Genomic DNA, 26,883 nt, shown 5'->3' on the forward strand with positions numbered 1-26,883 from the left:
ACGAGCCCCCACGCCGCCCGCCGCTCGCGCACCGGCGGTGCTCGCTCCAGCGGGGTGCGAGGGACAGGCGAGGGAAGCGTCCTAGCGTCGCCTCCGAACCGAACCAGCCGATGTCTGAAGGAGCCCGCATGTCCACCGAGGAGCACGAGTTCAAGCTGCCTGGCGCGGATCTTCCGGCGCCCGACGCCGAGCTGCGCAAGAAGCGCGAGGCGGTCGTCGCGGAACACACCATCGCCGAGTCCGCCTGGGACATCGACGGGGTGCTCGCCACGTTCCCGCGCGGCGGCGTCTACCGGGTCATGGCGTACGAGGAGAGCCCGTTCATCGGTGAACAGGCCATCAAACAGGGTTACTTCGCCGAACTGCAGAAGGCGTTCCCGAACCCCGAGCACGACCTGTTCCACGTTCACCACACGCCGACGGCGGTGATCCTGGAGGCTCAGATGCGCGCCAAGCAGGAGGCGGACTGGCGCGGCATACCCAACCGCGGCAAGACCGTCGAGGCCCCCGTGGCCGTCTTCTTCCACTTCGACGGCGATGTCCTGATCGACGAGACCCTCTACTTCGACATGGCCACCTTCGCCCGTCAGCTCGCCTGAGCCCGGAGCGCCGGGGCGCGCGGATCCGGGCACCCCGGCAGCCGGCTCAGCCCATCGCCGACCGACAAGGACCACCACCCATGAGCGTGTCCAGGACGGACCGGAAGACGTCGTCGCAGACCCACTCGGCCGGGGTGCGCCCGCTCCTCCTCGATGTCGCGGGCCTCACCCTGTCCGGCCTGCTGGCCGAGCCGCCCGACCGGCCGCCCCGGGCGACCATCGTCGCCGTGCACGGCGGCGGCATGCGGGCGGGCTACTTCGACGGGCAGGCCGACGCCGACCTGTCCCTGCTCACGCTGGGTGCCCGGCTCGGCTTCACGGTGCTGGCCCTCGACCGGCCCGGCTACGGCCGGTCCGCGGCGCAGGTGCCCGAAGGCCTCACCCTCGACGAGCAGTCCGCCGTCCTGTCCGGGGCGCTCGACGCGTTCGCCCACCGGCACACCGTCGGGCGGGGGTTCCTGCTACTGGCCCACTCCTACGGCGGCAAGCTCGCCCTCACGACCGTCGCGCGCACCCCCGGCCTGCTCGCCCTGGACGCCTCCGGTGTCGGTCACCGCTACGGCATCGAGCCGGCCGAACGGCAGCGCCTGCGCCGCCACCTGGAGTGGGAGCGCAACTGGGGCCCGTTGGGGCTCTACCCCTCGGGTACGTTCCGCGCGGCCGAGTCCCTGGTCGCCCCCATCCCCGCCCGCGAGGCCGCCGAGGTGGCCCTGTGGCCGACGATGTTCGACGAACTGGCACCGCGGGTCGACATCCCGCTGCGGCTGACGTTCGCCGAGCACGAGGCCTGGTGGCTGCACGAGGAGCCGGATGTCGCCGATCTGACCTCCCGGCTGACCACGGCACCCGTCGTCCGGGTCGAGCGCCAGCCCGGCGCGGGCCACAACATCAGCCTCGGCCGGGCCGCCCGCAGCTACCACCTGCGCGCGCTCGCCTTCTTCGAGGAGTGCCTGCAATCCGCCGAGGACGACTCGGCCGGCGTGCGTCCCCGGAGCGGGAACATGACCAACGGAGGGGCACGATGACCCAGCCGTACGAACCGATGCCGGGCGACTGGCAGCGTGCGCTGTGCGTCGTGGCGCATCCCGACGATCCGGAGTGCGGGCCCGCTTGCGCAGTCGCCGAATGGACCGCGCGGGGCAAGTTCGTCGCCTAGAGGTTGTCCCGTAGCCAGTGGGACGGTTTTGGCCGGGCATGGGTCGGGTGATCTCAGCAGATGATCCGAAGTGGATTGAGCCGTTCTCGGGCCTGACCGAGGTGCAGTTCGCCACGCTGGTGGCGTTGGTCCGACGTCGGGGCGGTGACGTGCGGCGCGGTCGGCCGTGGCGGCTGCCGCTGGAGGACCGCGTGTTGCCGGTGGCGACGTACTGGCGCACGAACCTCACGTTGCGGCAGGTGGCGCCGTTGTTCGGGGTCTCGAAGTCCGCGGCCGACCGCATCCTCGATCACCTGGCGCCCTTCCCGGCCATCTCGCCGCCCCGCCGGCCGCGCAGGGACACCGTCCACATCGTCGACGGCACTCTGGTGCCAAACCGCGATCGCAGTCCGGCGTCGACCGGGCCTGCCGCGGCGCACCGACCATCGCCGACGGCGGCCGTCCACCGCCGGGCGCGAGCACGCGTGGAACACGCCCTGTCGCGGCTGAAGAACTGGAAGGTCCTGCGGGACCGCCGGCTCAAGAACAACGGCGGCCACCCGGCCATGCTCGGCATCGCCCGGCTCCACAACCCGGCCCTCACCGGATAACTCGCACCCGTACGGGACAACCTCCAGGACGCTCCCCTCGCCTGTCCCTCGCACCCCGCTGGAGCGAGCACCGCCGGTGCGCGAGCGGCGGGCGGCATGGAGGCTCGTTCCCTTCGGGCAGCCGTCCGTACAAGGGCGCCGACCTGCCTATACACCGCCGCTCAAGACACGCTCCAGTCCCACGCCCATCCCGGTGTCCCAGGGTTGGTGCCAAGGCCCCGAAGCGACACGGCGGCACCGGCGGCTTTGCTCGCCGCCGTCACTCAACTGACAAGGGAGACGCTATGGAACGCCCGCGTCCTTCGGCGGGCAACCTCTACGCCATCGCGAGCCGCGGCGAAGCCGGGATCGCCACCACGGACCCGGACGCCACCGGTGAGTTGCCGGCGAGGCTTTGGAAGCGCGCTTGATTCGCGATCTTCGGATTCACTGCTCGGCTGTGAGGATTTCACATATCTATGGCCCAACCGAGGCGGCAGTTTATTCAGCTGCACCGCTCAATGTTGACAGCACTAACGATAGTTCCCTGAAATCCATCTGGTCATTGCGGAAGGGTTGATTGTCAGTGCCTATAGGAATCCTGCGGTTGGGTTCGTACGTGCCGCCGACTGTTGTGAACAACGCCAGCATCGCGGCCTGGAGTGACACCACCGAGCAGTGGATCGACGAGCGTACGGGCATCGCCGCGAGGCGTTATGCGGACCCTGGGGTTGCCACCTCCGACCTCGCCCTGGCGGCGTCGCTGGACCTGCTCGGCGAAGATCGCACTACTTGGCCCGACATCGACGCCGTGATCGTGGCCACCTCGACCGCCGATCAGCCTCAGCCGGCCACCGCTGCGGCGTTGCAGCACAAACTGGGATTGCCGGGCGGCGGCTTCGCCTTCGACCTGAACGCGGTCTGCAGCGGCTTCCTCTTTGGTCTGGTCGTCGCCGAAGGGCTGCTCGGGCACCGGCCGAAGGACGGGGCCGCGCTGGTAGTGGCCGCGGACATGTACTCGCGGATCATGAATCGGGAGGACCGCAAGACGGTCAGCCTGTTCGGCGACGGGGCGGGCGCGGCCCTGATCGGTCCGGTACCCGACGGATTCGGGCTGCACGCGAGTCGACTGGTGACCGATGGAGAGCTGCGCTCGATCGTCCAGGTACCCGCCGGCGGGACCGCGCGTCAGCTCGATCCGGAAGCGTACGCGGCGGGGGCGCACCTGTTCCAGATGGACGGCCGGAGAGTACGCGACTACGTCCTCACCACCTTGCCGAAAATCGTCGGGGAGGTGCTCGACGAAGCGGGGTTGGCGCTGGAGGACGTCGACCGAGTGGTATTCCACCAGGCCAACCCGCGCCTGATCGAGCAGTGCACGCGAATGCTGGGCCTGGACCCCGCCCGGGTTCCGCTCACCGCTCCCCGGTATGGCAATACCGGCGCGGCCTCGATCCCGGTGACCCTGCACGACAGTCACCTGCGGCAGCCGCTGCGACGCGGCGAGCGGATCCTGCTGGCCGGTGTGGGCGGCGGCATGACCGCCGGCGCCGCCGTGCTGACCTGGTATTAGCCCGTACCGACCTGCTGTTAGGAGAGATGGCCATGCGTTTCCAAGGGCGAGTGGCAGTGGTTACAGGGGGGACCCGGGGGCTCGGGTTCGCGATCGCTCGGGAGTTCCTGGACGAGGGAATGTCAGTGGTCTGCGCGTCCCGTACCCCCGGTGACTTCAAGTTGCTCCAGGACGATTATCCCGACCGGGTCCGGTACTGGCAGACGGACGTCACCTCACCGGAGTCGGTCGCCGAGCTCATGCGCTCCGCGGCGGACCTCTTCGGCGGGCTGGACGTGGTCGTGGCCAACGCGGGCGTCAACCGTGACGGCAAGGTAGACCGGCTCGCCCCCGCAGACTGGGACGCCATGGTCGGTACCAACCTCACCGGTGTGTATCTGTGTACCCACGCCGCCGTGCCTTATCTGCGGGATCGCGGCGGGAGCATCATCAATGTCTCCTCCAGCATGGCCACCCGGGTCACCGTCGGCGCCGCCGGCTACTGCGCCACCAAGGCCGCGGTGGAGATGTTCACCCGCGTGACAGCGATCGAGCTGGGCCGATACGGCATCCGGGTCAACGCACTCGCGCCCGGGATCCTCACTGAAGGCATGGGCAAGGAATTGACCCGAAACGACAGGCTCTGGGAGACGTACCGCAAGCGTTTCGCGCTCGGGAGGGTCGGTGACGTGGCCGAAGCCGCTCGGGCGGCCGTCTTCCTGGCTTCGGACGATGCCTCATACGTCAACGGTGACGTCCTCGAAGTGAACGGTGGATTGCAGTGGGCGTGAGCGCGACTTCGACACGGACCGGTCGGTGCGACTGGTGGTCTCCGCCGGGGTAGGCGTCATCCGGCTCGACCGGCCGCGGGTGAATGCGTTGGATCGTTCCGCTCAGCACGGAGTGGCCGCTGCGGACGGCTCCGGAGCCGAACTCATACTCAGCGAGGACCTTGCGCAGGTGGCGGGCGTTCATGATGAGGATCCGGCCCAGGAGTTCACGGCGTACGCCCACCCAGCGTTCCGTGATCGCTTTCATCCGTGGACCCTGCGGAGCGGTGAGCACGACTCGCAATATGGACGCGGCGGCCGGCGTGCTCGACGACAGCGAAGCAGTACAGCCGGGCCAGGGTGATTCGAGGAGTGCCTGCAATCCGCCGCGGAAACCACGACTCGGCCGACGCGCACCCCAGGAGAGGCAACATGACCAAGCCGTACGAACCGATGCCGGACGACTGGCAGCGTGCGCTGTGCGTCGTCGCGCATCCCGACGACCTGGAGTACGGGCCCGCTTGCGCGGTCGCCGAATGGACCGCGCGGGGCAAGTTCGTCGCCTACGCCATCGCGAGCCGCGGCGAAGCCGGGATCGCCACCATGGACCCGGACGCCACCGGTGAGCTGCGCGCCGAGGAGCAACTGCGAGCCGCGTCCGCGGTCGGGGTGCGGGACGTGGACTTCCTCGGCCACCCGGACGGCATCATCGAGTACGGCTTGCCGCTGCGCCGTGACATCGCGCGTTCGATCCGCAAGTACCGCCCGGACATACTGGTCACCATCAACTTCTACGACCGGTGGCGCAGCGGAGACTGGAACACCCCCGACCACCGCAACGTCGGCGTCGCACTGCTCGACGCGGCAAGCGACGCCGGCAACCCCTGGATCTTCCCCGAACTCGTCGACGAGGGCTTCCCGCCGTGGTCCGGCGTGCGCTGTCTTGCGGTCGGCGGTTCCCCGGAGTCCGGGCACGCCGTCGATTGCACCGATGGCATCGCCGCCGGTATTGAGGCGCTGGCCGCGCACGACGGCTATCTGGCGTCGCTGCCGCCGGACAACCCGATGTCCGACGCCGCCGGCTACCTCACCACCAAGCTCACGCGCTTCGGCGTGCGCTTCAACAACGTGCCAACCATGCCGTTCGAGATCATCGGCGTCTGACCCGAATCCGCCGGCGTGCCGCTTGCGTAACTGACAAGCGAATTCCCAGGCGCCCCGGACCGGCGAGGCCCGGGGCGTCAAGGGGAACGAAAAAATGAGTGTGCACACAGAGATGACCGGTGCGCACACCGACGACGCGGCGGCTCTGATCGCCGATGCCCGCGAGCGGATCAACGCCCTGGTGCGTGAACGGATGACCGTCTCGGCCCGCATCCGGCAGGCACGGATCACCCTGCAGTCCGTCATGGCGACTGCCGGATGACTGGGCCTCGTCGGCCAGGAAGCCGACCAGCTCCGGCGTGAAAGGGCGCGACAGCAGCACCGTCCGGATTCGCTCCGGGAAACTCTCACCAGCCATGTGATCCCGTGGCACAGATTCAGGACTCCTGTCCCATGCGTACGCCTTTTCCATTCGGCTGTTCAGGAGATGCTTATGGAGCATGCTGTCGAACAGGCCGTACGGATCATCCGGGAGCGATACGCAGAACCGCTCAGCCTCGACGCCATCGCCTGTGCGGTCCTGGTAAGCAAATTTCATCTTCTGCGTGTGTTCAGGCAGGTTACCGGAGTGACCCCGGGGCGCTTTCTCAGTGCGGTGCGCATCAGTGAAGCGAAGCGCCTGCTACAGAATTCCGATCTCGCTGTGGCCGTCATATCCTCCATGGTCGGATACGACAGTACGGGTAGCTTCACCAGTCGCTTCACCGAATCTGTGGGAATCCCGCCCACTCAATACCGACAGCTGAGCCGGGGCGAGGGTGAGTTCACCGTGCGTTCCTCGGCCGAGGGTCAGGTCGACTTGACGCACTGCCAGTTGCGCGGTGTGGTCCGGGCCGTGGCGAAGCCCGTCTCCTCGATCTACATCGGTTCCTTCGACGGCCCCATACTCCAGGGGCATCCGTCCAGTTGGACCACGGCGGAGCACCTCGGCCCCTTTGTGCTGCAGCAGGTGCCGCGTGGGATCTGCTACCTGCACGCGACGATGCTCGCGGCGCGGGAGCAGTCGCTGGAGACCATGCTGCTGACGGCCACGCTCGGGCCCATGTGTATCGACCCGTACGTCGACTCCGAGGTGGAACTGGTGCTGTGTCCGCAGGTCTGGTCCAACCCGCCCGTCCTGTTCGCGGCCCCCGGTTTCGAGATGCTCGCCGAACAGGCTCCTCAGCCCGGATTCAAGCGGTTGTCGAGCGGGTTCAAGTAATTTTTTCGCTGCTTCAATCGGATTTCAAGGAGTAGTTCTCCACGCTCCTTGGGAAGGTTAGCAATTAGGGAGAAGACAGGTCGTGACTCAGGCTGCAACGCTCCTTGATGAGCGCGGTGAGGGCCGCGTCTCGGCGGTCCGACGGATCGCCTTCTGTGAACCTCCCGAAGGGATATCACATGCGCGACGTAGAGGTAATCCGAGTGGAGTCGGCCGACGAGTCCGGCGTGTGGGACCTGGCGGTCTGGGACCGGGCGGTCTGGGACCGGGCCGGCGAGGACCTGGCGGTCTGGGACCGAGCCGGGGAGGACCTGTCCGTGTGGGACCGGGCCGGAGAGGACCTGTCCGTGTGGGACCTGTCCGTGTGGGATCGGGCCGGCGAGGACCTGGCGGTCTGGGACCGGGCTGGGGAGGACCTGTCCGTGTGGGACCGGGCCGACGGGGACCTGTCCGTGTGGGACCTGTCCGTGTGGGATCAGGCACCGGTCTGGGACCGAGTGATGGAACCGCAGGCGGCCTGACGATCGTTCGACAGCCCCTTCGGCCCGGTAGCCGCGTGCACTGCCGGGCCGGACGGGCTTCGTGCATGTCCGGAAGGGAGTTGCCGTGACGACATACCGCCCCGAACCGGCGCTGGGCACCGCCCGGTTGCTGGTGCGTACCGATATCCCCGAGAGCTGGGACGGCTGGGTCGGCAGGGCGCCGGTCACCCTGCGCCGGCGCTGGATCTCTCTCGCCGAGGGCAGGATCCCCGGCGGCGTCCGCACCTTCGGGCTGCCGGGCCCGCAGGAGGAGCAAGTGGCCCTGGTCGGCGGCGTGATGGAGGCCCCCACAGGACATGTGCGGTTCGACCCGCAGCGGGTGCTGTCGGGCGGCTCGGTCGCGGACGGCGTGGCCGCCGACGGACCGCACCCGTGGAAGGGGCGCTCCGCCGACGAACTGTTCCCGACCTGTCTCCTGATGGGCCCCAACTACGAGTCGGCGCCGGTCGGCCCGGGCGCCCGCGATCCGCGGCTGCTGGGGGAGTACCTGGACGCACTGCTCGACTGGTGCCGTGACCAGGGGCTGCGCAGTGTCTCGGCGCTGTTCCTGCGCCCCGACCACCCCGAGTTCCTGGACGTGCTGCGCAGCGCGGGCTTCGATGTGGTCCCCATGGTGGACCGCAGCGACATGGAGGTCACCTGGGACGATCTGGACGGCTACATAGCCAGGCTGCGGCGCAACCAGCGCTTCACGGTGCGGCGCGAGCTGCGCGAGATCGCGGCCCGCGGAATCGAGATCAGCGAACGCCCGATCGGCGACGAGGAGCCCGAACTGCTCCCGCTGCGGGCCCAACTGATGGCCAAATACGGCGCCGTACCCGATGCGCAGCGAGAGGCGGCCTCGTTCCGGCATCTGCGCGAGCACTTCGGTCCGGAGAACGTCTGGATCGTCGAGGCCCGGCAGCGAGGTGCTCTGCTCTCCTTCACGATGCTGGTGCGGGACGGTGACCAGTGGACCGCGCTGATGAGCGGCACCGACTACGAGCATCCCGACGCCTCGTTCACGTACTTCGCCACGATGTTCTACCGCCCTGCCGAGCTGGCCCCGGGGCAGGGGATCACCACGATCTCCTACGGGCTCGGGACCTTGCAGGCCAAGCGGCTGCGTGGCTGCACCGTCAGCACGCTGTCCGCCGCGGGCCTGGTGCTCGACTGATCCGACAGAACCCGACCGAACCGGCTCAAGGAGTATGCCCATGTCGCCCGACACAGCCACCCCGGCCCCCCGGCACGACGGGAAAGTACTCCTTGTCGCCGACCAGGGCCTGCAGTCCGGCGAGCGGATGAGTGCCGCCCAAGTCGACCGGAAGGTCTCCGACTTCTGGACCGGCATCGGCGGCGCCGCGTTCTTCCAGGCGCTCACCACCCGCTTCTACGAGCTCGTCGCGCAGGACGAGCTGCTGTCCCCCCTCTTCGCCGTCCCCGACTGGAGCCGCCACGCCGCACGGCTGAACGAACACTTCTGCCGGATCTACGGCGAGAACGACCTGACCGCGGCCTGGGACCCGAAAATGCACCAGGCGCACGCGCACTTCCTGATCTCCCGTGAGCAACGGCTGCGGTGGCTCGCTCTGATGAAGGAGGCGGGCACCCAACTCGACGCACCCGAACCGCACTTCACCGAGTTCCTCACCATCATGAAGATAGCGAGCGGTGAGATGACCGCGGTGTCCCGGGGCGCCGCGCTGGCCCGCGGTGAGCGGTTCCACTGGGATGGGACCCCGGCATGAGCGGCACTCCTGTCCGTTCGGTGGCCGTGGTGGGCGGAGGCCCCGCCGGAGCCTTCTGCGCGCTGGAGCTGGCCCGGCTGCTGCCCGATACGGCCATCGAGCTCTACGACCGCGACGACCGGGGGCCGGGGGCCGGCATCGTACTGACGGACGAGTTCGCCGAGCGCCTCCGGGCCGACCACCCAGACGCGCTGCGGCTGCCGGAGTCCGCGTACGCCTCATGGGACAAGACGGTCACGGTGATCGACGACGAACGGATCCCGTCCGGTGCCTTCGGCATGTCGGGGATCTTCCGGCAGGTCTTCCACGCGCATGTCCGCGAGCTGGCCGCGCGGAACGCCAATGTGCGACTGATCAGACGCACCGTCACCGAACTGCCGGAGCAGGCGGATCTGGTGGTGCTGGCGGACGGTGCGGGCAGCGAGCTGCGCCGGGAAAGGGCCGACCGGTTCGGCACCTCCGTCTCTGCGGGCCGCACCCGCTATCTGTGGATGAGCACGCCCTCGGTCCTCGAACCGTGTTTCCTCCTCAAGGACCTGGGACCGGGCCCTTTGGTGGTGCACGCCTATCCGCATGCGGCCGACGAGAGCACCTTCATCGTCGAGGCCGATCCGGACACCCTGTCCGCTCTCGGCCTGCTCGACCTGCCGGCGGCCGAGGCGGAGCTGAGGCTCGCCGCGCTGTTCCGCAGTGAGCTGGGCGGTGCTCCCTTGAGGGCCCGGACCGCGGGCTGGCAGCCGTTCCGTACCGTCGTCAACCGTCACTGGTCCGACGGGCGGACGGTGCTGGCCGGGGACGCCGCCCACACGGTTCACTTCTCGACCGGCTCGGGCACCGCGCTGGCCATCGACGACGCACTGTGTCTCGCCCGATGTATCGCCGGACACGACGATCCGTTCCAGGCGGTGGCCGAGTACGAGAGCGTCCGGCGGCCGGTCGCCGAGCAGGCACAGGCGGAGGCGGCGGAGAGCACCGCGTGGTTCGAGCAACTGTGCCGCGGCGGGCGGCTGGAGGGGCACCAGACGGTGTTCGCGCTGCGCAGCCGCCGGGCACTGAACACCTACAGCCGACTGCGGGACCGGGACCCGGAGTTCGTCGCCCGCACCGTGGCGCGGCTGGCCGGCCGTCCCACCGACGCGGAGCCCGTCGACGTGCCGCTGACAGTGGGCCGGGTGCGCCTGGACCACCGGCTGGTCAAGGTGGAGCGCAGGGACGGCCGGTGTGTGCTGCGCGGCGCGGACGGGACCCGGGCGGTGGGGCTGCTCGTCGACCGGGTCCCCGACGGGCCGCTGCCGGGGATCGATTTCCTCGCGGTGCAGGCCCCGCCGGAGGGCGGCCGGGTGACCAGGAGCGCTGCCGCCGCGCGGATCCGCAGCGCGGCGGCGCTCCCGATCGCGCTGCTGGTCGACGAGGAGTTGCCCCGGGACGAGGCCAACACCCTGATTGCCTCCGCGCGTACGGACCTGGTGGCCGTGCCATGAGCCGCGGCGGCCCGACGGACTCAGAAGTAGGCGCGCATCAGCTCGCTGGACCAGGCCGGACCCCGCACCTCACCGCGCGGGGCGAACTCGGGCAGGTACGGTTTGACGTCGAGTACCGGGGAGCCGTCGATGGCATCGAGGCCGTGCACGGTGAGCGTCAGCCCGTCGACGGCCGCAAGGCTGCATACGGACACCCCGAGGTGGTTGGGCCGGTTGGGGGCGCGCTGCGCCAGGATGCCGGAGAGCGGCCAGTCGGTGTTGCCCCGGGGGTGCTGGGCCGCGGTGCAGGTCCGCGTCGCCAGATGGAACGCGAAGATCACTTCGATGTGTGAGTAGTCGTCGAGACCGGAGGTCGCCGACTCGTCGAACACGGCCGGGTCCAGTTCGATCCGCGAGACCACCGCCCCCCATCCGTCCTCGTGCACCTGTCGGCGTCCGCCGCGTACCACCCCGATCGGGCTGATCGGATTCATTCCATCCCCGCTTCCCGTCCAGTGGGTCCAGGTCGTCCAAAACCCACGCAGCATGTCCGCCCGCCCGCCGTAGCGTCAACCGCCACCCACCGAGTGAGGTGCCCACCATGGCCCGTGCGATGTCCCGCCTGCTTCCCGAACCCGGTGCCGGCCGGCTACTGGTCCTGTGCACCGCCGTAGCCAGCCTCGGGAACGGCCTCTACGTCACCGGCGGTGCCGTGTACTTCGTTCATGTCGTGGGGCTGTCACCGGGGCAGGTGGGCCTGGGCATGTCGCTCGCCGGGGTCCTGGCGCTGGCTCTGGGGGTGCCGACCGGGCAGCTCGCCGACCGGTTCGGGCCGCGGGGAACCACAGCGGTGTTCGCCCTGGGGAAGGCGGCGGCGCTGTTCGCTGCGACCTTCGTGCATTCCTTCCCGTCCTACCTGGTGATGGCCGTGGCCCTGGGGCTGTCCGAGCAGAGCGGTCATGTAGCCCGGGGCGCACTGGTGTCGGGAGTGATGGGCCGGGAGGGCCGGGTCCGGCTCTCGGCGTACATGCGCAGCGTGTTCAACGGCGGATTCTCGCTGGCCTCGCTGGCGGCCGGCCTGGTCATCGCCGCTGATTCGAAGACCGCCTACCTCTCGCTGTTCTGGGGCAATGCCATTGCCATGATGCTGGTGGCCGCGCTGTACATGCGGCTGCCCAAGGTCCCGGGCACCCCGCGCGAACCCCGAGGCAAGCGACCGCGCGGCGCGGTGCGCGACGTCCCCTATCTGGTGGTCGCCCAGGTTTCCGGGATCGTCAGGATCGGGCCGACCGCACTGGCGGTGGGACTGCCGCTCTGGTTGGTGGTGCACACCGAGGCCCCTCGTGCGCTGGCGGCATGGATCATGTTGGTCAACACGCTGATGGTGGTGTTCCTGCAGGTGCGGATGGCACGAGACGCGGACACCGTGCGTGGGGCGGCACGACTTCAGCGGGTCACCGCTGTGGTCCTGGCAGTCGCTTGCGCTGTCACTGCTCTGACCGGTTGGATGCCCACCTGGGCGGCCGCCACCGTCCTCTTGGCCGTTGCGGTGCTCTTCACGTTGGGTGAGATCTGGGGGGAGGCCGCCCGATGGGGGCTGCGGTACGAGCTGGCGCCCGCGAACGCCCAGGGACAGTACGGGGGCGTCTTCGCGACCGGCGACGCCCTCGCGCTGATCGCCGGGCCGACCCTGGTCACCGCGGTGCCCGACCGGTTCGGCGGCCTCGGCTGGCTGCTGATCTCCGTCCTGTTCCTCGGCGTTCTGTGCGCCGGCGGCCCCGCCGTCCGCTGGGCGGAACGGACCCGGGTGCCGGAGCGGGAGGCCGCGGGCGTTCCGGCAGATGAGGTGAACGCCCCATGATTTCCTCACGTATTCGGTGTGACTCCTTCGCTGCCGGAGACGCTGCACGCGGATTCATACTGGGGGCGCGAGCGTGTCCGCGGGGGAGGAGCCGGCCTTTCGGCCGGTTCCCGTAGCCCGAGGAGGTCTGCTGTTCGTGATTCCACCCCCGGAAGACTCCCCCCTGCGCCTGCACCACCTGTGGTCCCTGCGCGAGGACACGGCGGTCGGGTGGGACGAGGAGGGCCAGGCGCTGGTGCTCAGCGGTCCGCAGGGCACCGAGCGGATCGAGGCCCCCACGACCGTCGTAGCCGAGGCGCTGCACCGGATGGAACTGGGTCCCATCCGGCTCGCGAACCTGTTGCAGCCGAAGGATGAAGCGGCCGCCGGGCAGGACAGCTACACGGTGGTGCTGTCAGTGCTTCGCGAGATCTCCCACTTGGTGATCAGAACGCTGTCCCTGGAAGACCTCAAGGGGCCGGTGCTGTCGGTGGTGCCGGTGGGTCGAACCGCCCGCTTCGCCCTGGCCCGGGTGCCGGCGCAGCGCAGGGTGCGGCTGCGGCCCAACGTGACGATCACGGTGCAAGGGAACGCGTTCCTGTTGGAGTGCCGCGCCCTGGAGCACCGGGTGCAGATCCACCGCCCCGAGGCGATGTGGGTGGTGTCTCTGCTGGCCTGGCCCACGACACCGGACGCGTTGGTCGAAGTGGCCCCGCTGCCCGCCGAATTGACCCTGGCGATCCTCGGTCACCTGGCGGGGGCCGGCATGACGGTGGCCGCGGGCTGACCGGTCACAGCAGCCAGCCCGACTCGCGGGCGATGCGGATGGCGTCGACCCGGTTACGTGCGTTCAGCTTGGTCACGACCGTGGTGAGGTAGTTGCGTACTGTGCCCACCGAAAGGTGGAGTTGCGCGGCCATCTCCTGTGGTTCCGAGCCCTGCGCGGCCATTTGCAGTACCTCGGTCTCACGTATGGTCAGCGGGCTCTCGCTGCCGCCCCAGGCAGCCAGGGCCAGTTGCGGGTCGATCACTCGCTGGCCGGTGACGACCCGGCGGACGGCCTGGGCGAGATCGCTGGGCGGTGCGTCCTTGAGAAGAAAACCTGAGACGTGCGCGGACATCGCCCGACGCAGCGTGCCGGGGCGGCCGAGGCTGGTGAGGATCAGGGTCTGGCACTCAGGGAGGCGCTCGTGCAGGAGTTCGGCCGCGCTGAGTCCGTCCAGACCGGGCAGGTCGATGTCGATGATGGCCACGTCCGGCCGGTGTTCGCGTGCCAGGCTCAGGATCCGGTCGCCGCGCTCGAGTTCGGCGACCACTTCCAGGTCGTCCTCCAGATTGAGCAGAGCCACCAGTGCGCCGCGGACCATGTGCATGTCTTCGGCCAGGAGGATCCGAATCATCGTCGCCGTCCACCGTTCTCTCACATACGAGAATCTTGTTGGATCCTGTCCAGCGCCTCCGCCGTTGGAGTTTCGTCAACGGGAGAGCTGGTGCCAAGGTTGCTTACGCTACGTTGTCTGTCCGGCCGTACGGCTGTTCTTCGTTCGTGATCACGCTTGTGTGGTGCGGGTTGTCGGATCGTGCTCCCGGACCGGTGTCTCGGCCGTGAGCCGGAAGAGGTCCGTGTCGGAAGCGTCGGGGAGGTGTTGTGCGATCAGCCGGCCACCGATGCCCTCCAGTCGTCGTTCAAGGTTGCCCAGGCCGCTGCCGCTGTGCGGCGACCGGAGATGAGAGCCGAGTACCAGGCCGTCGTTGACGATCGTGAGACGGACGACATCGCCCTCGATCCGGGCGGAGATCCAGCAGCGCGAGGCCTTGGAGTGCCGCAACAGGTTGGTGACGCCCTCGCGCAGCACCGTGGCCAGCACGGTGGACGTCACCAGCCCCAGACGCTCGATGGCGTCCTGGGTGTCGACGGTGACCGAGACGTCGGCGGCGGCCAGCACCGATTCGGCGGAGATGAGTTCGGAACTGAGGGACATGTCCCGGTACCCGCTCGCGACCCGGCGCACATCGGCCAGTGCCTGGCGGGAGATGATAAGTACCTCGTCGACCTCTTCGCAGGCCCGGTGCGGATTGGTCGGGATGAGGCGGCGGATCAGCTCGTTCTTCAGGGACACGGCGGAGAGGCTGTACCCGAGCAGGTCGTGCAGGTCCCTGGAGAATCGTAACTGCTCGTTACTGACGGCCAGTCGGGCCAGGTCGGCACGGGCCCTGTGCAACTGGTCGACCAGGCTGGTCAAGCGGCTCAGGCCGTACACGACGAGACCCGTGAGCGCGGTCGTCTGGGCCAAGTACACCGTGTCGACGACACCCCGGTCGTGCAGGATGCCGGGGATGATCATGCTGAGCGCCGTCAGTCCGTACAGTGTCCAGCCTGCCGCGGTCGGCAGGACAAGCAGGAGGGAGCCGGCGAAGAAGCCGGCCATGGCGCCCCAGAACACCCCGAACCAGATCAACGGCAGGTAGGAGAGCACACCTTGGGCGGCCAGGGTGAGCATCTTGGTGCGCATTCGCGCCGTGGAGATGCCGGGTGCCGAGTGCACGAGTTGCAGCAGGAACACCAACGTCAAGCAGATCGCGGCGCGGGTCAGGTCGTATGCGTCGAGCGACAAGGAAAGGATGTTGAGGAAGGTGATGCCCAGATAACAGACAAGCGCGGCCAACAGAATGCCCCGGGCGGTTCTGGTGGCCACGCTCCCGTAGTCCTGCGATTGGCTGGCACGCGATGGGGATCTGTTCGGACCGGTGCAGTCCATCTCTCGTCTCCCAGCTCCCCTCGTGTCTCGATGCCGATTCGAACAACTGGGCCTCATTCTAAGCAGGTTGGCTGATGTTCGGTGGTCATCCTTGGAACCGGATGCGTCGCTGCAGCATCGCCTCGTCGATGGCGTCGACGCTGGTCTGGAGGGGGGGCAGTCCTACGGGACGACCTGTGCGGGGCCGTCGTCAGGTGGCCTACGGGGAGGCTGTGGAAGCTGTCGGAGGGAGCCGCCTGGCTGGATCTGCCCGAGCGCCACGGCCCGTGGAAGACGGATCAGGCGCGCGACAGCAGATGCCGACTCGACCGGGCGGCCCACCGTCGGCGCGCCGTCGTCGAATGCCGCTTCAACCAGCACATGACCCAGTGCCTGACGCCGGACCGGCTCGACCCCGACCTGGGCGAGCGGAGGCGAACGCCGTCAGAGCGGCCTCCTCTTCCCGGGCGTCCTGCCGGAAGCCATCGCGACGCGGCAGTTCTCACAGCCAGTGCGCTTCGGGCAGAGCGGCCGACTGGCCCTGCCCGAAGCGGTGGACCGCCGCACGCAGTCGCGTCATACGAACAGCGGGATCGGGTTGAGCTGCTCGTACGGGGTGGGCCGGGAGAGGCGTCCGAGCGTGACAGGTATGTCGAACAGCCTGCCTGGCGCGTACCGGGCCCAGAAGTGCCGGAGCCCCGGCACCATCACCTTGACCACCGGCATTCCGACGTCCGGCCGGGTCTGGTCGAGGGCGAGCAGCTCCAGGCCCTTGGCGGCGACGAGTTCGGTGATGGCCTTGACGTCGTCGAGCAGATCGTTGCGCACGACGTAGTTCCAGTGGCCGGGAGTCCGTGGCCGGGTGGCCGGGTCCGGCGCCAGGTATGGCTGGTTGGCGAGAGTCGCCTGCCGCCACCAGCGGACCGGGAGAGCATCCGTGATGCCGTATCCGCCGCCGGGGCGGTCCCTGCTCACGGCCGGCAGCAGCTGCCCCGTCTCGGTGAGCGCACGGCGCAGCGCGATGGCCGGGTCGAAGTGTGCGCCGAAGCCGAAGACGATGTCCTCGGTGGGTCCCTCCGTACGCCGGGACACTGCCACGACCGCGGGAATCCCGAGGTCCGAGGTGAGGTCAAGCGCCCACAGATCCCGGCCCAGCTTCCGGTATCCGTCGAGCAGCCGCCCTATGTACGGCTCGTGGAACGAGTCCAGGTCAATCGCGGGCTGCCGGGTGCGGTTGTACCACCACAGGGCGACGGCGTCCCGCTCCACCAGCTCCAGGAAACCCTGCAGCAGGGCGTCCTCCGGGCTGCTGCCCGCCGCGTTGCCGTTGGAGTCGGCGTACGGCCCTCGCGAACAAGGGGTGGAGGAGAAGTAGAGCATCGAGGTGGGCAGCAGCCGCTGGCGCTGCTCGGTCAGGGACCACACGGGTGTCCACTCCACCGGCCGGTTCTCGTCGAAGGGCTCGGGCACATGGTGGAAGGGCGAGCCCGAGCGGTTCCAGCGGTCCCGATCGCGGAACTGCTGGTCCGCGTACAGCTGGCAGGCGTTGGGGTGGACACCCTGGTCGCCGAGGGCGCGCAGGGTGTCCACCACGACCGGTTCGTCGCCGTGCCGAGTGCCGCAGTAGCGCTCCACCGCCTCGCACAGGGCGCTGGTGCGGGCCTCCGTGTCGGTCAGGCCCTTGCCGCCGCTCTGCGAGCGCAATCCGGCCGGACCGCGGTCCCGCATCGCCAGGTTGCGCCCCGACACGTAGATGGTGGCGAACTCCGGTGCTCCGGGGGAGGGTTCGAGAACCGGAACGATTCCGGTGATCGGGCTCACGAGGTGCGCGTGGCGCTTGAGCAACTGGTCGGGGCTGAGTGCCCGGTGGTCGCCGCCGTGTCCGGCCTTGGTCCGCGACACCGGGACGAACGGTGCGAGCACGCGCCGGCTCGTCAGGCCGGGTTCGCCGCAGGAGGGGCACTGGGGGATCCGGGACACGGCGTGGACGCGGGTGCGGAGGTTGAGGGTGTCGACCGTGCGGACGGAGCTCTGGTCGGCGTAGCGCAGCCCGGCCAGCCACTTGGCGGCCTCCAGGACCGCGCCCTGCGCGGCCATGACGCGTCCGGCCGAAAGCGAAGCGATCGGCCGGACGAGCGGGCGGTCCAGGCCCAGGGCCTGCTGGAGCGATCCCTCGTACCCGCGGTGCTGCTCCAGCCGGTAGGCCAGGCATGACCAGCAAGGTCCCTCGTCCGGCCGGAAGAACGGGCCGATCCAGGGTTCGTAGCCGCACAGCCGGGTGAGCAGCCACGGCCTGCCCGCCGCCCGGTGCTCGGCGTCGACCCGCTCCAACTCGGGGGAGAGGTAGTCGTCGCACAGGACCAGCGTGAGGTCCGTGTCCGAGTCGGTCACACTGAGGCCGGACTCCACGCTCGCCGCGAGTACCGGTCCGGCGTCGACGCCGCCGAGCGGCAGGACCCGTAGCCGGGAGCAGGTCAGGCCCGCCGCGGCCCGGGCGCCGTCCAGGCCGGCCAGGTCCCAGTACGCCTCGGCGACCGGGTCGGTCTCCGTCGCCGCCAGGGCGGGATTGCGGAAGCGGAGGAGCCCGGCTTCGCTGAGCAGGCGGAGCCCGTCCTCGGCCTCCTCGGTGGTGAGGGCGGGCGCGGCAGCGTGCAGGATCTCGGCGAGTGACCGGGTGCCGTCGAGCAGCGGGACCAGCACATCGGCGAGGAGGCCGTGCAGGGTGGTCACGCCCTGGCGGGAGACCAGATAGGTCGCCTCGCCGGGGACGGTCGCCGGGCGCAGGTGGTGCCTGAAACCCACGAGGGTCGAGCCGTCCCGCAGGGCGGCCGGTCCGGATCTCCGGGGGACTGACGGCTCAGACGTCATACCCATGCCCCCGCGTCACCCTCGACGGCCATGGGTGCCATGGTCTCCGCCCCGTAAGGGGCGGCGGGGGCGAGGTTCGCGGGGAACGGGCCTGCGCAGAGGGTGAACGCGGCGGCGTTCGGCGTCGCGGGGGACGGGCCCGCGCAGAGGCTGAACAGCACGGTGGAGCTGACGGTGTGGTCAAGGTGTTCGACCACGAGGAGCGGACGTGCGGGAGCTGCCTCGGTGATGCGCGCCGAGCGGGTGACGTGGGTGGCACTGGCGTGGCTCATCGGAGAGGTCCTCACTGATGTGGTCGGCTGGTGCTCCAATGGCCGGAATTCTTCGCGAGTGAGGGATGTCACCGACAGTGTCGGTTTCACCGGTGGCAGGTGAAGTTCTCACTCAACCGGAGTCCCCACCTCCGCCGGACGCCGCTTTGAGCGGTTCCCACCAACTGCGGTTGTCGCGGTACCACTGGACGGTTTCGGCCAGCCCCTCCTCGAAGCTCCTGCGAGGTTTGTACCCCAGCTCCTTGCGGATCTTAGTGCAGTCGACGGCATAGCGCCGGTCGTGCCCCTTGCGGTCCTCGACGTGTTCGACGCTGTCCTCCCAGGTCGCGCCGCACGCCGCGAGCAGCATGGCGGTGAGCTCCTTGTTGGAGAGCTCGGTGCCGCCCCCGATGTTGTAGATCTCGCCCGCGCGGCCCTTGGTGCGGACCAGTTCGATGCCCTGCACGTGGTCGTCGATGTGCAGCCAGTCGCGGACGTTGCGGCCGTCGCCGTACAGCGGCACCTTCCCGCCGTCGAGGAGGTTGGTCACGAAGAGCGGGATGACCTTCTCGGGGAAGTGGTGGTGACCGTAATTGTTCGAACAACGGGTGACCCGGACGTCCAGGCCGTGGGTGCGGTGGTACGACAGCGCGATCAGGTCGCTCGAGGCCTTCGACGAGGAGTACGGCGAGTTGGGGCTCAGCGGGTGGCTCTCGGGCCAGGAGCCCTCGTCGATCGAGCCGTACACCTCGTCGGTGGAGACGTGCACGAAGACCTCGACGCCGGCCCGGTGCGCCGCGTCGACGAGCGTGTGCGTGCCGACCACGTTCGTGCGCACGAACTCGGCGCCCCCGTCGATCGATCGGTCGACGTGCGACTCCGCGGCGAAGTGCACCACCTGGGCGTGCTCGGCCATCAGCTTGTCGACCAGCTCGGGGTCGCAGATGTCGCCCTGCACGAAGGAGAAGTGCGGGTGCGCCCGGACCTCGTCGAGGTTGGCGGGATTGCCCGCGTACGTCAGCTTGTCCAGGACGGTGATCGCGACATCGCCGGGGCCGTCGGGGCCGAGCACCGTACGGACGTAGTGCGAGCCGATGAATCCGGCGCCGCCGGTCACCAGAACGCGGGTGGTCATGACGCGGTCCCGGCGGCGGTGTACCGGTTGACGGGCACCGGGTGGCCGGCGAACCGGTTCATCGGCCTGATCGTCTCGGGGAGGTCCTCGAAGCCGAGTTCGTGGTAGAGGCCGACGGCCTGGGGGGCGACGAACACGCTCATCCGCCCGCAGCCCAGCTCCATGAAGCGCTCGGTCATGTGGTGGACCAGGGAGCCGCCGATGCCACGACGGCGGTACTCGGGCAGGATGCACATGGCGATGCCGTAACCCGCGGCCGTCGCGGGGGACTCCGGGTTGGGAAAGCGGGGCCTGATCTCGCCGGTGATCCCGGCCACGACCGTGCCGTCGTCCTCCGCGACGTAGGCGTGGAAGGAGGGGTCGATGGCGAGACGGACCCTGGTCATCTCCTCGCAGGCCTGCATCCAGTCCGTGGGGTGGGGGCCGTCGATGTCGTCGTGCATCTTCCGGCGGAGTTCGGTGAGGACCTTGGCGTCGGCCGGGGTGGCAGTTCGGATCGGAAGCATGGGACGGTCTCCTTCTCAGGCTACGTGGGCGGTCGGTATCGGGCGGTGGCGGGCTGCGACCTCGGTGACGTAGGCGCCGTAAGCCGTGCCCGCCATCTCCTCGCCGAGGCGCAGGCACTGTTCGGCGGTGATGAAGCCGCGGTTGAGTGCCACCTCCTCGACGCAGGCGATCCACTCGCCCTGCCGCTGCTCGACCAGCTGGACGTACTGCGCCGCCTGAAGCAGCGAGTCGTGGGTGCCCATGTCCAGCCAGGCGAAGCCGCGGCCGAGCTCGGTGAGCCGGGCCCGGCCCTGCGCCAGGTAGGCGAGGTTGACGTCGGTGATCTCCAGCTCGCCCCGCGCCGACGGGGAGAGGTTCTTGGCGATCCCGACCACGTCGCTGTCGTAGAGGTACAGCCCGGTCACCGCGAGGTTGGAGCGCGGGTTGCGGGGCTTCTCCTCCAGCGACAGCAGCCGGCCGTCGGCGTCGATCTCCCCGATCCCGTACCGGTGCGGATCGCGCACCCGGTAGCCGAACAGCGCGGCGCCGTCGAGCCGGCGCACCGCGTCGTCCAGGAGCACCGAGAACCGCGGCCCGTGGAAGATGTTGTCGCCCAGCACCAACGCGACCTGGTCGTCCTCGATGAAGTCGGCGCCGATGACCAGGGCTTCGGCGATGCCGCGCGGCTCGTCCTGCTCGGCGTACTCGATGTTCAGGCCGAGCTGGGAGCCGTCGCCGAGGAGGGTGCGGAAGCTGTCCGAGTGGTCCTTGGACGAGATCAGCAGGATGTCCCGGACGCCGGCCAGCATCAGCACGGAGAGCGGGTAGTAGATCATGGGCTTGTCGTAGACCGGCAGGATCTGCTTGGACAGCGCGCCGGTCAGCGGGCGCAGCCGGGTGCCGCTGCCGCCGGCGAGGATGATGCCCTTCATCTCAGCCCTCCTTCCACTGCCGTTCGAGTCGGGTGCTCAGCTCGTACTGCGGAAGCAGCCCCCGCTCCGCGGCCTCGGCCAGCGTGGGCGCCACGGTGTCCCGCTCGGAGTAGACCGGCGTGATGCCCTCGGGGATCGGCAGACCGAGCGCCGGGTCGGTGACCGAGATCGCCAGCTCGTGCTCGGGCACATAGCTGCTGGTGACCATGTAGGACATCACCGTGTCGTCCTCCAGCGCGACGAACGCGTGGCCCAGACCGACCGGGAAGTACATGGCCCGGAAGTCGTTCTGGTCCATCAGCACCACGTCCCACTTCCCGAAGGTGGGCGAGCCGACCCTGATGTCCACCACGATGTCCAGGGCCGAACCCTTCGGGCAGTAGACGTACTTGGCGCAGCCGGGCGGGGTCAGCGTGTAGTGCACCCCGCGCACCACCCCGCGCTTGGACCGGCTGTGGTTGGTCTGGGAGACCGGGAAGCGCGTGTTCCCGGTGGCCTCGGTGTAGGCCGGCCCCTGGAACGGGGAGAGGAACAGCCCGCGCCCGTCGGGGAAGACGGTGGGGGTGAACTCCAGGGCGCCGGCGACGGCCAGTTCGCGGACCTTCATCACAGCACCTCCTTCAGGGCGCTGATGATCTTGTCCTGCAGGCCGGACGGCAGCGACGGGTACATCGGCAGCGAGAAGATCTCGCCCGCCAGCTTCTCCGTCACCGGCAACGAGCCCTTGGCGTAACCGAGATGGGCGAAGCCGGTCATGGTGTGCACCGGCCACGGGTAGCTGATGTTCAGGCTGATGTCGTACGCCTTGAGCGCCTCGATGATCCGGTCGCGCTCCGGGTGGCGGACCACGTAGACGTAGTAGACGTGGGTGTTGCCCTCGTTGACCTTGGGCAGCAGCAACTCGGTGTCGCCCAGCGCCTCCTGGTAGCGGCGGGCGACCTCCTGGCGGCCGGCCACGTAGGCGTCGAGCCGGGTCAGCTTGCGGCGCAGGATCTCCGCCTGCACCTCGTCCAGGCGGCTGTTGTGGGCCGGGGTCTGGACCGTGTAATACACCTTCTCCATGCCGTAGTAGCGCAGCTTGCGCAGCTCGGCGTCGACGTCGGCGCGCGAGGTGACCACGGCGCCGCCGTCGCCGTACCCGCCGAGCACCTTCGTCGGGTAGAAGGAGAAGGCGGCGGCGTCGCCGGTGGTCCCCGCGAGCCTGCCCCGTTGGGTGGCGCCGTGCGCCTGCGCGCAGTCCTCCAGGATCGCCAGGCCGTGCCGGTCGGCCAGGGCCTTCAGCGGGGCCAGGTCCACGCACTGGCCGTAGAGGTGGACCGGCAGCAGGACCTTGGTGCGCTCGGTGATCGCCGCCTCGACCTGGCCGACGTCCATCAAGAAGTCGTCCTCGTTGACATCGACGAAGACCGGCGTCGCCCCGGTGCCGTCGATCGCGACGACGGTGGGCGCCGCAGTGTTGGACACCGTGATGACCTCGTCGCCCGGGCCGACACCCAGGGCCTGGAGGGCGAGCTTGAGGGCGTTGGTGCCGTTGTCGACACCGACGCAGTGGGCGGCACCGTGGTACGCGGCGAACTCCTCCTCGAATCCCTTGACGCTGTCGCCGAGCACCAGCGTGCCGGAGGAGAAGACCTTCTCGACGGCGTCGAGTATGTCCTCGCGCTCGCTGTGATACTCGGGCAGGTAGTCCCATACGTAGGTGGTCATGCGCGTTCCTTCTCGTGTCGTCGTCCTGGCCCTGCGGGCGCGGGTGCGGGGGTTCAGCGGTCCTGCGGTACGTGGCTGAGGGCGGCCACCGTGCGTTCCAGGCCCTCGTCGAGCGAGACCCGGGGGCGCCAGCCGGTCACCGAGCGGAACGGGGTGGAGTCGATCGTCACGCTCAGGAAGTCGGTCTTCGGGGCGTGCGCCGGCGGCCGCACCGAGACGACCGGGACGGCGGGGGCGCCGGTACGGGCCGCCGCGTGCCGGGCCACCGTGCGAAAGACGTCGCCCAGCGCGTCACCGCGGCCGGCGCCGAGCAGCCAGGCGCGGCCGGCCAGCTCGCCGGGGTGGTCCAGGGCGGCGGCGAACGCGGCGGCGATGTCGGTGATGTGGACCAGGTCACGGCGGACCGTGCCGTCGTGCCACAGGGTGATCTCCTGGCCGGCCAGCGCCCGGCGGGCCATCGCGGCGACCACACCGTGGTCGGCGGTGCCCGGCACGGTGCCCTCGCCGTACACCGTGGGCAGCCTGAGGCAGACGCCGCGGACCAGGCCGGCCCCGCTCGCCTCGAGCAGCAGCCGTTCCGCGGCCAGCTTCTGCTCGTCGTACACCGTGCCCGGCCGGTCCGCTTCGCTGCCGTCCAGCGGCTCCCGCGGCGGGGCGCCGACCTGTGAGGCGGCGCCCGCGTAAACCACCAGCGGCGGCCGGCCGGGGTCGGCGACCACGTCCAGCAGGCCGCGCATCACCCCGACGTTGACCCGCTCGCCGCCCGGCTCGGCTGCGGCCCGCCAGCCGCCCTCGCACAGCAGCGTGTGGATCACCACGTCCGCATCCTTGACGGCGGAGGCCAGCGCGTCCTGGTCGGTGAGGTCGGCGGTGACCACCTCGACCTCCGCGCGGGCGCCGTCCGGCACGGCGGCGGGGCGCCGGGCCACCGCGCGCAGCCGCAGCTCGCGGGCGGCCAGCGCGGACAGCACGGCCGAGCCCACGAAGCCGGTGGCGCCGAGCACGGCCACCAGTGGCCGGCCGGTCGGTTCCGTTGTCATGCGGGTGCCTCCCAGGGCGGTCAGGTGGATGCGATGCGTCGGGACACGGGGGTACCTGTGGCGGAGCGGGCCCCAGGGCCTGCCCGCGTCCGGCTCGCCAGATGGTGGTGCGGTCCGATCGGGTGCGGGCGGAGAAGCGCTGGAGGCGACCGGGGCCCGGACGGCGTGGACCGCGACTCGACCGGTACTTGAGCCCGGCTGCCTAGCCTCGGCGCGACGCCCTGCGCGGTCCGCACCGGACCGGCGCTTCGTCACCGAACCACGCGACGGAAACCGTTGCCCCCCATGGTGAAGTCGGAAGGAACCCTGAATGAGTACTGACAAACTCGCCGCTGGCGGCGGTGCGGCCGCGGCGGGGAAGTCCCCGGGCGCAGCCACGCTGATCACGGGCCTGATCGCCTTCATGGCGGGGCTCGACAATCTGGTGGTCGTCACCGCGCTGCCCACCATCAGGGAGAAGCTCGGTGGCAGCCTGGAGCAGCTGGAATGGACGGTGAACGCCTACACGCTGACGTTCGCCGTGCTGATGTTGACCGGTGCCGCTCTCGGCGACCGGTTCGGCCGCCGCCGGGTGTTCGTCGCAGGTCTGCTGCTGTTCACAGCGGCATCGGCCGCGGCCGCCGTGGCACCGGGCATCGGTGAGCTGATCGCCGCCCGCGCGGTCCAGGGCGCCGGCGCCGCCATCATCATGCCGCTCTCCCTCACCCTGCTCACCAGCGCCGTACCCGCCGCGAAACGGGGTGCCGCCCTCGGGATCTACGGTGCGCTCAACGGACTGGCCATCGCGGGCGGCCCGCTGCTGGGCGGCGTCGTGACGCAACATGTGTCCTGGCAGTGGATCTTCTGGATCAACGTGCCGGTGGGCCTGCTGCTCGCCCCGGCGGCCTGGCGCGGTCTGGCCGAGAGCCGCGGACCGAACAACCGCCTGGACGTGCCGGGCACGATCCTGGTCAGCCTCGGCATCCTCGGCCTCGTCTACGGCCTGATCCGGGCCAACGGCCACGACGGCTGGGGCTCCCCGCAGGTCGTGGGTCCCCTGGTGGGCGGCGTCCTGTTGGTCGTCCTGTTCGTCCTGTGGGAGCGGCGCAGCAGCGCGCCGATGCTGCCCATGGGCATGTTCCGCAACCGGGCCTTCAGCGCTGTCAACGCCGGCGGTCTGCTGATGTCCGTCGGCATGTACGGCGTGGTCTTCCTCATCACGCAGTTCATGCAGACCATCCAGCACATGTCGCCGACGGAGGCGGGCGTACGGATGCTGGCGTGGACGGCGATGCCGCTCCTGGTGGCGCCCGTCGCGGGCATCATGTCGGACCGGATCGGCGGACGGCCCGTGGTCGCCTTCGGACTCACGCTGATGGCCGCCGGGTTCGCGTACTGGGCGCTGGTGATGACCCCGGACGTGTCCTATGTCGAGCAACTGCCCGGCTATCTTCTGGGCGGCGTGGGCATCGCCTGCTTCTTCGCCCCACTCCTCAACCTGACGATGAGCTCCGTCGACGTCTCCGAGCAGGGCATCGCGTCCGGCTCGACATCGGCCACCCGCGAACTCGGCGCGGCGCTCGGCGTGGCCGCCCTCGCCAGCGTCTTCACCCACAACGGCGGCTACGCCTCGGGCCAGAACTTCGTCGACGGCTTCGTGCCCGCCCTGTGGGTCGGTGCGGCGGCCGTGGCGCTCGCCGCGGTCGTGATGATCTTCGCCACCCGGCCTGCCGGGCTGGGGGAGCAGCACAGCGCCGAACCGGACAGCACGGTACCGGTCCGGGACGTGGTCGAACCGACCCAGTCGGCCACCCGCTGACACCTCGTAGCCAGACCCGCGGCCCCACACGACGCCGTCGCGTCGGGCCGCGGGAATTAGTCATCACCTCATCCGACATCACGCCACCGGCAGAAGGGCCGTGCGAGACATGAGAGTTCTCTTCGCAAGCCTCGGAAACTACGGACACATGTTCCCCATGGTGCCGCTCGCCCAGGCAGCACAGGCGGCCGGGCACGAGGTCTGGTTCGCCACCAGCGATCAGTTCCACCCGATCCTCGAGAAGGCGGGCCTGCGGCCGGTCACCGGGGGGCTCAGCGTCCCCGAGGCGTACATCGAGGCGGCCGGCGGCCAGGCCTTCCTGGAGGCCAACGGCGGTGCCGCACAGGCCAGTGACATACCGCCCGACGTGCTGGCGGGCCTGGGTGTCAAGGCGTTCTCCTCGGTGCTGCCGCGCAGCGTGTCCGCGGACCTCGCTCGTGCCTTCGACTCTGTCCGGCCCGATCTGGTCGTCCACGAGATCTACAACCCGGGCGCTTCCTTCGCGGCCGTGGCGGCGGGGGTGCCCGCCGTGTGCCACGGCATCGGCCGGGTCTCGTACGACGCCACCATGGACCCGCTGTTCCAGCAGGAGCTGTTCGCCACGGCGAGCGACCTGGGGGTGGCCGACAAGATCGGTCAGAGCCGCACTCTGGGCAACCCGTTCATCGACATCTGCCCTCCCGCTATACAGAACGAGGAATTTCTGGCCTCGGGTGTCCAGCAGATCCCGCAGCGGCCCGTCTTCTTCGCCGAACCGGGCGAACTGCCCGCGAGTGTCACCCAGGGCGAGGGCCCACTGGTCTATCTCAGCCTCGGAACCGTGCTCGGCTCCGCGGAGCTGCTGCGTACCGCGATCGACGGTCTGCTGCCGCTGGACGTGCGGGTCCTCGTCGCGACTGGCCCTGTCGTGGACCCGGCCGCGCTGGGCGAGCTGCCGGACCGGGTCGTCGCACTTCCCTGGTTGCCGCAGCCCGAGGCGCTGCGGCACGCCACCGCCGTCGTCCACCACGGCGGCCAGGGCACCACGCTGGCCTCGCTGGCCGCCGGGCTGCCCCAGCTGATCCTGGCGCAGCCCGGGGACGGCATCGGCAACGCGGCCGGGATGCGCGCCGCCGGGGCGGGCAACTATCTGCTCCCCGAGAACGTGTCCGCCGAGGCTGTGGAGGCCGAGGTGCGCACCCTGCTGGCCGACGGTCCCCACCGGGAGGCCGCCCGCGGCATCGCCCGCGAGATCGAGGCCATGCCCGAGCCGGCCGAGACGGTCGCGAGGTTCCCCGAGTTCGTCCGCTGACCGGCCCCGGTACGCACCGCGCCCCGAGCTCACCGGCGAGCACGGGGCGCGGTG

Annotated in this window: 29 protein-coding genes and 1 pseudogene; 19 read left to right on the top strand and 11 right to left on the bottom strand. The window is 69.8% G+C overall.

Annotated features, from left to right (window positions below; translation table 11 throughout):
• Window positions 1–128: 128 nt before the first annotated feature.
• From ACFU8Q_RS09075 to ACFU8Q_RS09140, 14 genes are all read left to right on the top strand, one after another.
• The gene (locus ACFU8Q_RS09075) at window positions 129–599 is read left to right on the top strand and encodes an ester cyclase (protein WP_384449995.1); all 471 of its coding nucleotides are present in this window, start codon (window positions 129–131) and stop codon (window positions 597–599) included.
• A gap of 80 nt (window positions 600–679) precedes the next feature.
• Window positions 680–1,624: an alpha/beta hydrolase gene (locus ACFU8Q_RS09080; RefSeq protein WP_384449997.1), complete on the top strand. Its 945-nt coding sequence runs from the start codon at window positions 680–682 to the stop codon at window positions 1,622–1,624.
• The gene (locus ACFU8Q_RS09085) at window positions 1,621–1,755 is read left to right on the top strand and encodes a hypothetical protein (RefSeq protein WP_384450000.1); all 135 of its coding nucleotides are present in this window, start codon (window positions 1,621–1,623) and stop codon (window positions 1,753–1,755) included. The genes ACFU8Q_RS09080 and ACFU8Q_RS09085 overlap by 4 nt, the downstream gene beginning before the upstream one ends.
• Before the next feature lie 38 nt (window positions 1,756–1,793).
• Window positions 1,794–2,345 carry a transposase family protein gene (locus ACFU8Q_RS09090; RefSeq protein WP_384450003.1) on the top strand — a complete coding sequence of 184 codons (552 nt, stop codon included), beginning with the start codon at window positions 1,794–1,796 and terminating at the stop codon, window positions 2,343–2,345.
• A gap of 284 nt (window positions 2,346–2,629) precedes the next feature.
• Window positions 2,630–2,755 carry a hypothetical protein gene (locus ACFU8Q_RS09095; protein ID WP_384450006.1) on the top strand — a complete coding sequence of 42 codons (126 nt, stop codon included), beginning with the start codon at window positions 2,630–2,632 and terminating at the stop codon, window positions 2,753–2,755.
• 155 nt (window positions 2,756–2,910) lie between these two features.
• The gene (locus ACFU8Q_RS09100; protein ID WP_384450008.1) at window positions 2,911–3,897 is read left to right on the top strand and encodes a 3-oxoacyl-ACP synthase III family protein; all 987 of its coding nucleotides are present in this window, start codon (window positions 2,911–2,913) and stop codon (window positions 3,895–3,897) included.
• Between the two features lie 56 nt (window positions 3,898–3,953).
• Window positions 3,954–4,667, top strand: coding sequence for an SDR family NAD(P)-dependent oxidoreductase (locus ACFU8Q_RS09105; RefSeq protein WP_384450011.1), 714 nt, complete (start codon window positions 3,954–3,956; stop codon window positions 4,665–4,667).
• A gap of 411 nt (window positions 4,668–5,078) precedes the next feature.
• On the top strand, window positions 5,079–5,810 hold the full coding sequence (locus tag ACFU8Q_RS09110; RefSeq protein ID WP_384450014.1) for a PIG-L deacetylase family protein: 732 nt from the start codon (window positions 5,079–5,081) through the stop codon (window positions 5,808–5,810).
• Window positions 5,811–5,904: 94 nt separating this feature from the next.
• Window positions 5,905–6,072 carry a hypothetical protein gene (locus tag ACFU8Q_RS09115; RefSeq protein ID WP_384450017.1) on the top strand — a complete coding sequence of 56 codons (168 nt, stop codon included), beginning with the start codon at window positions 5,905–5,907 and terminating at the stop codon, window positions 6,070–6,072.
• A gap of 171 nt (window positions 6,073–6,243) precedes the next feature.
• The gene (locus ACFU8Q_RS09120; protein WP_384450020.1) at window positions 6,244–7,011 is read left to right on the top strand and encodes a helix-turn-helix domain-containing protein; all 768 of its coding nucleotides are present in this window, start codon (window positions 6,244–6,246) and stop codon (window positions 7,009–7,011) included.
• Between the two features lie 179 nt (window positions 7,012–7,190).
• Window positions 7,191–7,532 (top strand): hypothetical protein, encoded by a 342-nt coding sequence (locus ACFU8Q_RS09125; RefSeq protein ID WP_384450023.1) that lies wholly within the window; start codon window positions 7,191–7,193, stop codon window positions 7,530–7,532.
• An 85-nt stretch (window positions 7,533–7,617) separates the two neighbouring features.
• Window positions 7,618–8,709 carry a GNAT family N-acetyltransferase gene (locus ACFU8Q_RS09130; RefSeq protein WP_384450026.1) on the top strand — a complete coding sequence of 364 codons (1,092 nt, stop codon included), beginning with the start codon at window positions 7,618–7,620 and terminating at the stop codon, window positions 8,707–8,709.
• Window positions 8,710–8,749: 40 nt separating this feature from the next.
• Window positions 8,750–9,283, top strand: coding sequence for a truncated hemoglobin (locus tag ACFU8Q_RS09135; protein WP_384450029.1), 534 nt, complete (start codon window positions 8,750–8,752; stop codon window positions 9,281–9,283).
• The gene (locus ACFU8Q_RS09140) at window positions 9,280–10,764 is read left to right on the top strand and encodes an FAD-dependent monooxygenase (protein ID WP_384450032.1); all 1,485 of its coding nucleotides are present in this window, start codon (window positions 9,280–9,282) and stop codon (window positions 10,762–10,764) included. Before ACFU8Q_RS09135 ends, ACFU8Q_RS09140 begins: the two co-directional genes overlap by 4 nt.
• A gap of 20 nt (window positions 10,765–10,784) precedes the next feature.
• Here ACFU8Q_RS09140 and ACFU8Q_RS09145 read toward each other — a convergent pair whose 3' ends face one another.
• On the bottom strand, window positions 10,785–11,237 hold the full coding sequence (locus ACFU8Q_RS09145; RefSeq protein ID WP_384450034.1) for an SAM-dependent methyltransferase: 453 nt from the start codon (window positions 11,235–11,237) through the stop codon (window positions 10,785–10,787).
• 107 nt (window positions 11,238–11,344) lie between these two features.
• Here ACFU8Q_RS09145 and ACFU8Q_RS09150 point away from each other — a divergent pair, with 107 nt between their 5' ends.
• Together ACFU8Q_RS09150 and ACFU8Q_RS09155 are read left to right on the top strand one after the other, a co-directional pair.
• On the top strand, window positions 11,345–12,604 hold the full coding sequence (locus ACFU8Q_RS09150; protein WP_384450037.1) for an MFS transporter: 1,260 nt from the start codon (window positions 11,345–11,347) through the stop codon (window positions 12,602–12,604).
• Between the two features lie 136 nt (window positions 12,605–12,740).
• A complete protein-coding gene (locus ACFU8Q_RS09155) occupies window positions 12,741–13,370 on the top strand; it encodes a hypothetical protein (RefSeq protein ID WP_384450040.1) in 630 nt (209 codons plus the stop codon).
• A gap of 4 nt (window positions 13,371–13,374) precedes the next feature.
• Here the strand turns inward: ACFU8Q_RS09155 and ACFU8Q_RS09160 are convergent, their stop codons facing one another.
• Window positions 13,375–13,983 (bottom strand): DNA-binding response regulator, encoded by a 609-nt coding sequence (locus ACFU8Q_RS09160; protein ID WP_384450042.1) that lies wholly within the window; start codon window positions 13,981–13,983, stop codon window positions 13,375–13,377.
• A 150-nt stretch (window positions 13,984–14,133) separates the two neighbouring features.
• Complete coding sequence (locus ACFU8Q_RS09165) at window positions 14,134–15,279, bottom strand: sensor histidine kinase (RefSeq protein ID WP_384450045.1); 1,146 nt, start codon at window positions 15,277–15,279, stop codon at window positions 14,134–14,136.
• Window positions 15,280–15,509: 230 nt separating this feature from the next.
• Between ACFU8Q_RS09165 and ACFU8Q_RS09170 the strand changes: the two are divergent.
• A pseudogene (locus ACFU8Q_RS09170) lies at window positions 15,510–15,684 on the top strand (transposase); the annotation flags it as partial.
• 213 nt (window positions 15,685–15,897) lie between these two features.
• Here ACFU8Q_RS09170 and ACFU8Q_RS09175 read toward each other — a convergent pair.
• From ACFU8Q_RS09175 to ACFU8Q_RS09210, 8 genes are all read right to left on the bottom strand, one after another.
• Window positions 15,898–18,189 carry a TOMM precursor leader peptide-binding protein gene (locus ACFU8Q_RS09175; protein WP_384450074.1) on the bottom strand — a complete coding sequence of 764 codons (2,292 nt, stop codon included), beginning with the start codon at window positions 18,187–18,189 and terminating at the stop codon, window positions 15,898–15,900.
• On the bottom strand, window positions 18,186–18,461 hold the full coding sequence (locus ACFU8Q_RS09180) for a hypothetical protein (protein WP_384450048.1): 276 nt from the start codon (window positions 18,459–18,461) through the stop codon (window positions 18,186–18,188). The genes ACFU8Q_RS09175 and ACFU8Q_RS09180 overlap by 4 nt, the downstream gene beginning before the upstream one ends.
• Window positions 18,462–18,573: 112 nt before the next feature.
• Window positions 18,574–19,575: a dTDP-glucose 4,6-dehydratase gene (rfbB, locus tag ACFU8Q_RS09185; RefSeq protein ID WP_384450051.1), complete on the bottom strand. Its 1,002-nt coding sequence runs from the start codon at window positions 19,573–19,575 to the stop codon at window positions 18,574–18,576.
• Complete coding sequence (locus tag ACFU8Q_RS09190) at window positions 19,572–20,081, bottom strand: GNAT family N-acetyltransferase (protein ID WP_384450053.1); 510 nt, start codon at window positions 20,079–20,081, stop codon at window positions 19,572–19,574. Before ACFU8Q_RS09190 ends, rfbB begins: the two co-directional genes overlap by 4 nt.
• Before the next feature lie 15 nt (window positions 20,082–20,096).
• Window positions 20,097–20,993, bottom strand: a complete 897-nt coding sequence (gene rfbA, locus ACFU8Q_RS09195) for a glucose-1-phosphate thymidylyltransferase RfbA (protein WP_384450056.1) — start codon at window positions 20,991–20,993, stop codon at window positions 20,097–20,099.
• Between the two features lies 1 nt (window position 20,994).
• Window positions 20,995–21,600 carry a dTDP-4-dehydrorhamnose 3,5-epimerase family protein gene (locus ACFU8Q_RS09200; RefSeq protein ID WP_384450059.1) on the bottom strand — a complete coding sequence of 202 codons (606 nt, stop codon included), beginning with the start codon at window positions 21,598–21,600 and terminating at the stop codon, window positions 20,995–20,997.
• Window positions 21,600–22,700: a DegT/DnrJ/EryC1/StrS family aminotransferase gene (locus ACFU8Q_RS09205; protein WP_384450062.1), complete on the bottom strand. Its 1,101-nt coding sequence runs from the start codon at window positions 22,698–22,700 to the stop codon at window positions 21,600–21,602. The genes ACFU8Q_RS09200 and ACFU8Q_RS09205 overlap by 1 nt, the downstream gene beginning before the upstream one ends.
• Before the next feature lie 53 nt (window positions 22,701–22,753).
• Window positions 22,754–23,740, bottom strand: coding sequence for an NAD-dependent epimerase/dehydratase family protein (locus ACFU8Q_RS09210; RefSeq protein WP_384450065.1), 987 nt, complete (start codon window positions 23,738–23,740; stop codon window positions 22,754–22,756).
• Between the two features lie 403 nt (window positions 23,741–24,143).
• Here ACFU8Q_RS09210 and ACFU8Q_RS09215 point away from each other — a divergent pair, with 403 nt between their 5' ends.
• Window positions 24,144–25,538 carry an MFS transporter gene (locus ACFU8Q_RS09215; protein WP_384450077.1) on the top strand — a complete coding sequence of 465 codons (1,395 nt, stop codon included), beginning with the start codon at window positions 24,144–24,146 and terminating at the stop codon, window positions 25,536–25,538.
• Between the two features lie 109 nt (window positions 25,539–25,647).
• Window positions 25,648–26,829 carry a glycosyltransferase gene (locus tag ACFU8Q_RS09220; protein ID WP_384450068.1) on the top strand — a complete coding sequence of 394 codons (1,182 nt, stop codon included), beginning with the start codon at window positions 25,648–25,650 and terminating at the stop codon, window positions 26,827–26,829.
• The last annotated feature ends 54 nt before the right edge of the window (window positions 26,830–26,883 follow it).

The sequence above is a fragment of the Streptomyces sp. NPDC057543 genome, assembly GCF_042801895.1.
In the GTDB taxonomy this organism is placed as follows: domain Bacteria; phylum Actinomycetota; class Actinomycetes; order Streptomycetales; family Streptomycetaceae; genus Streptomyces.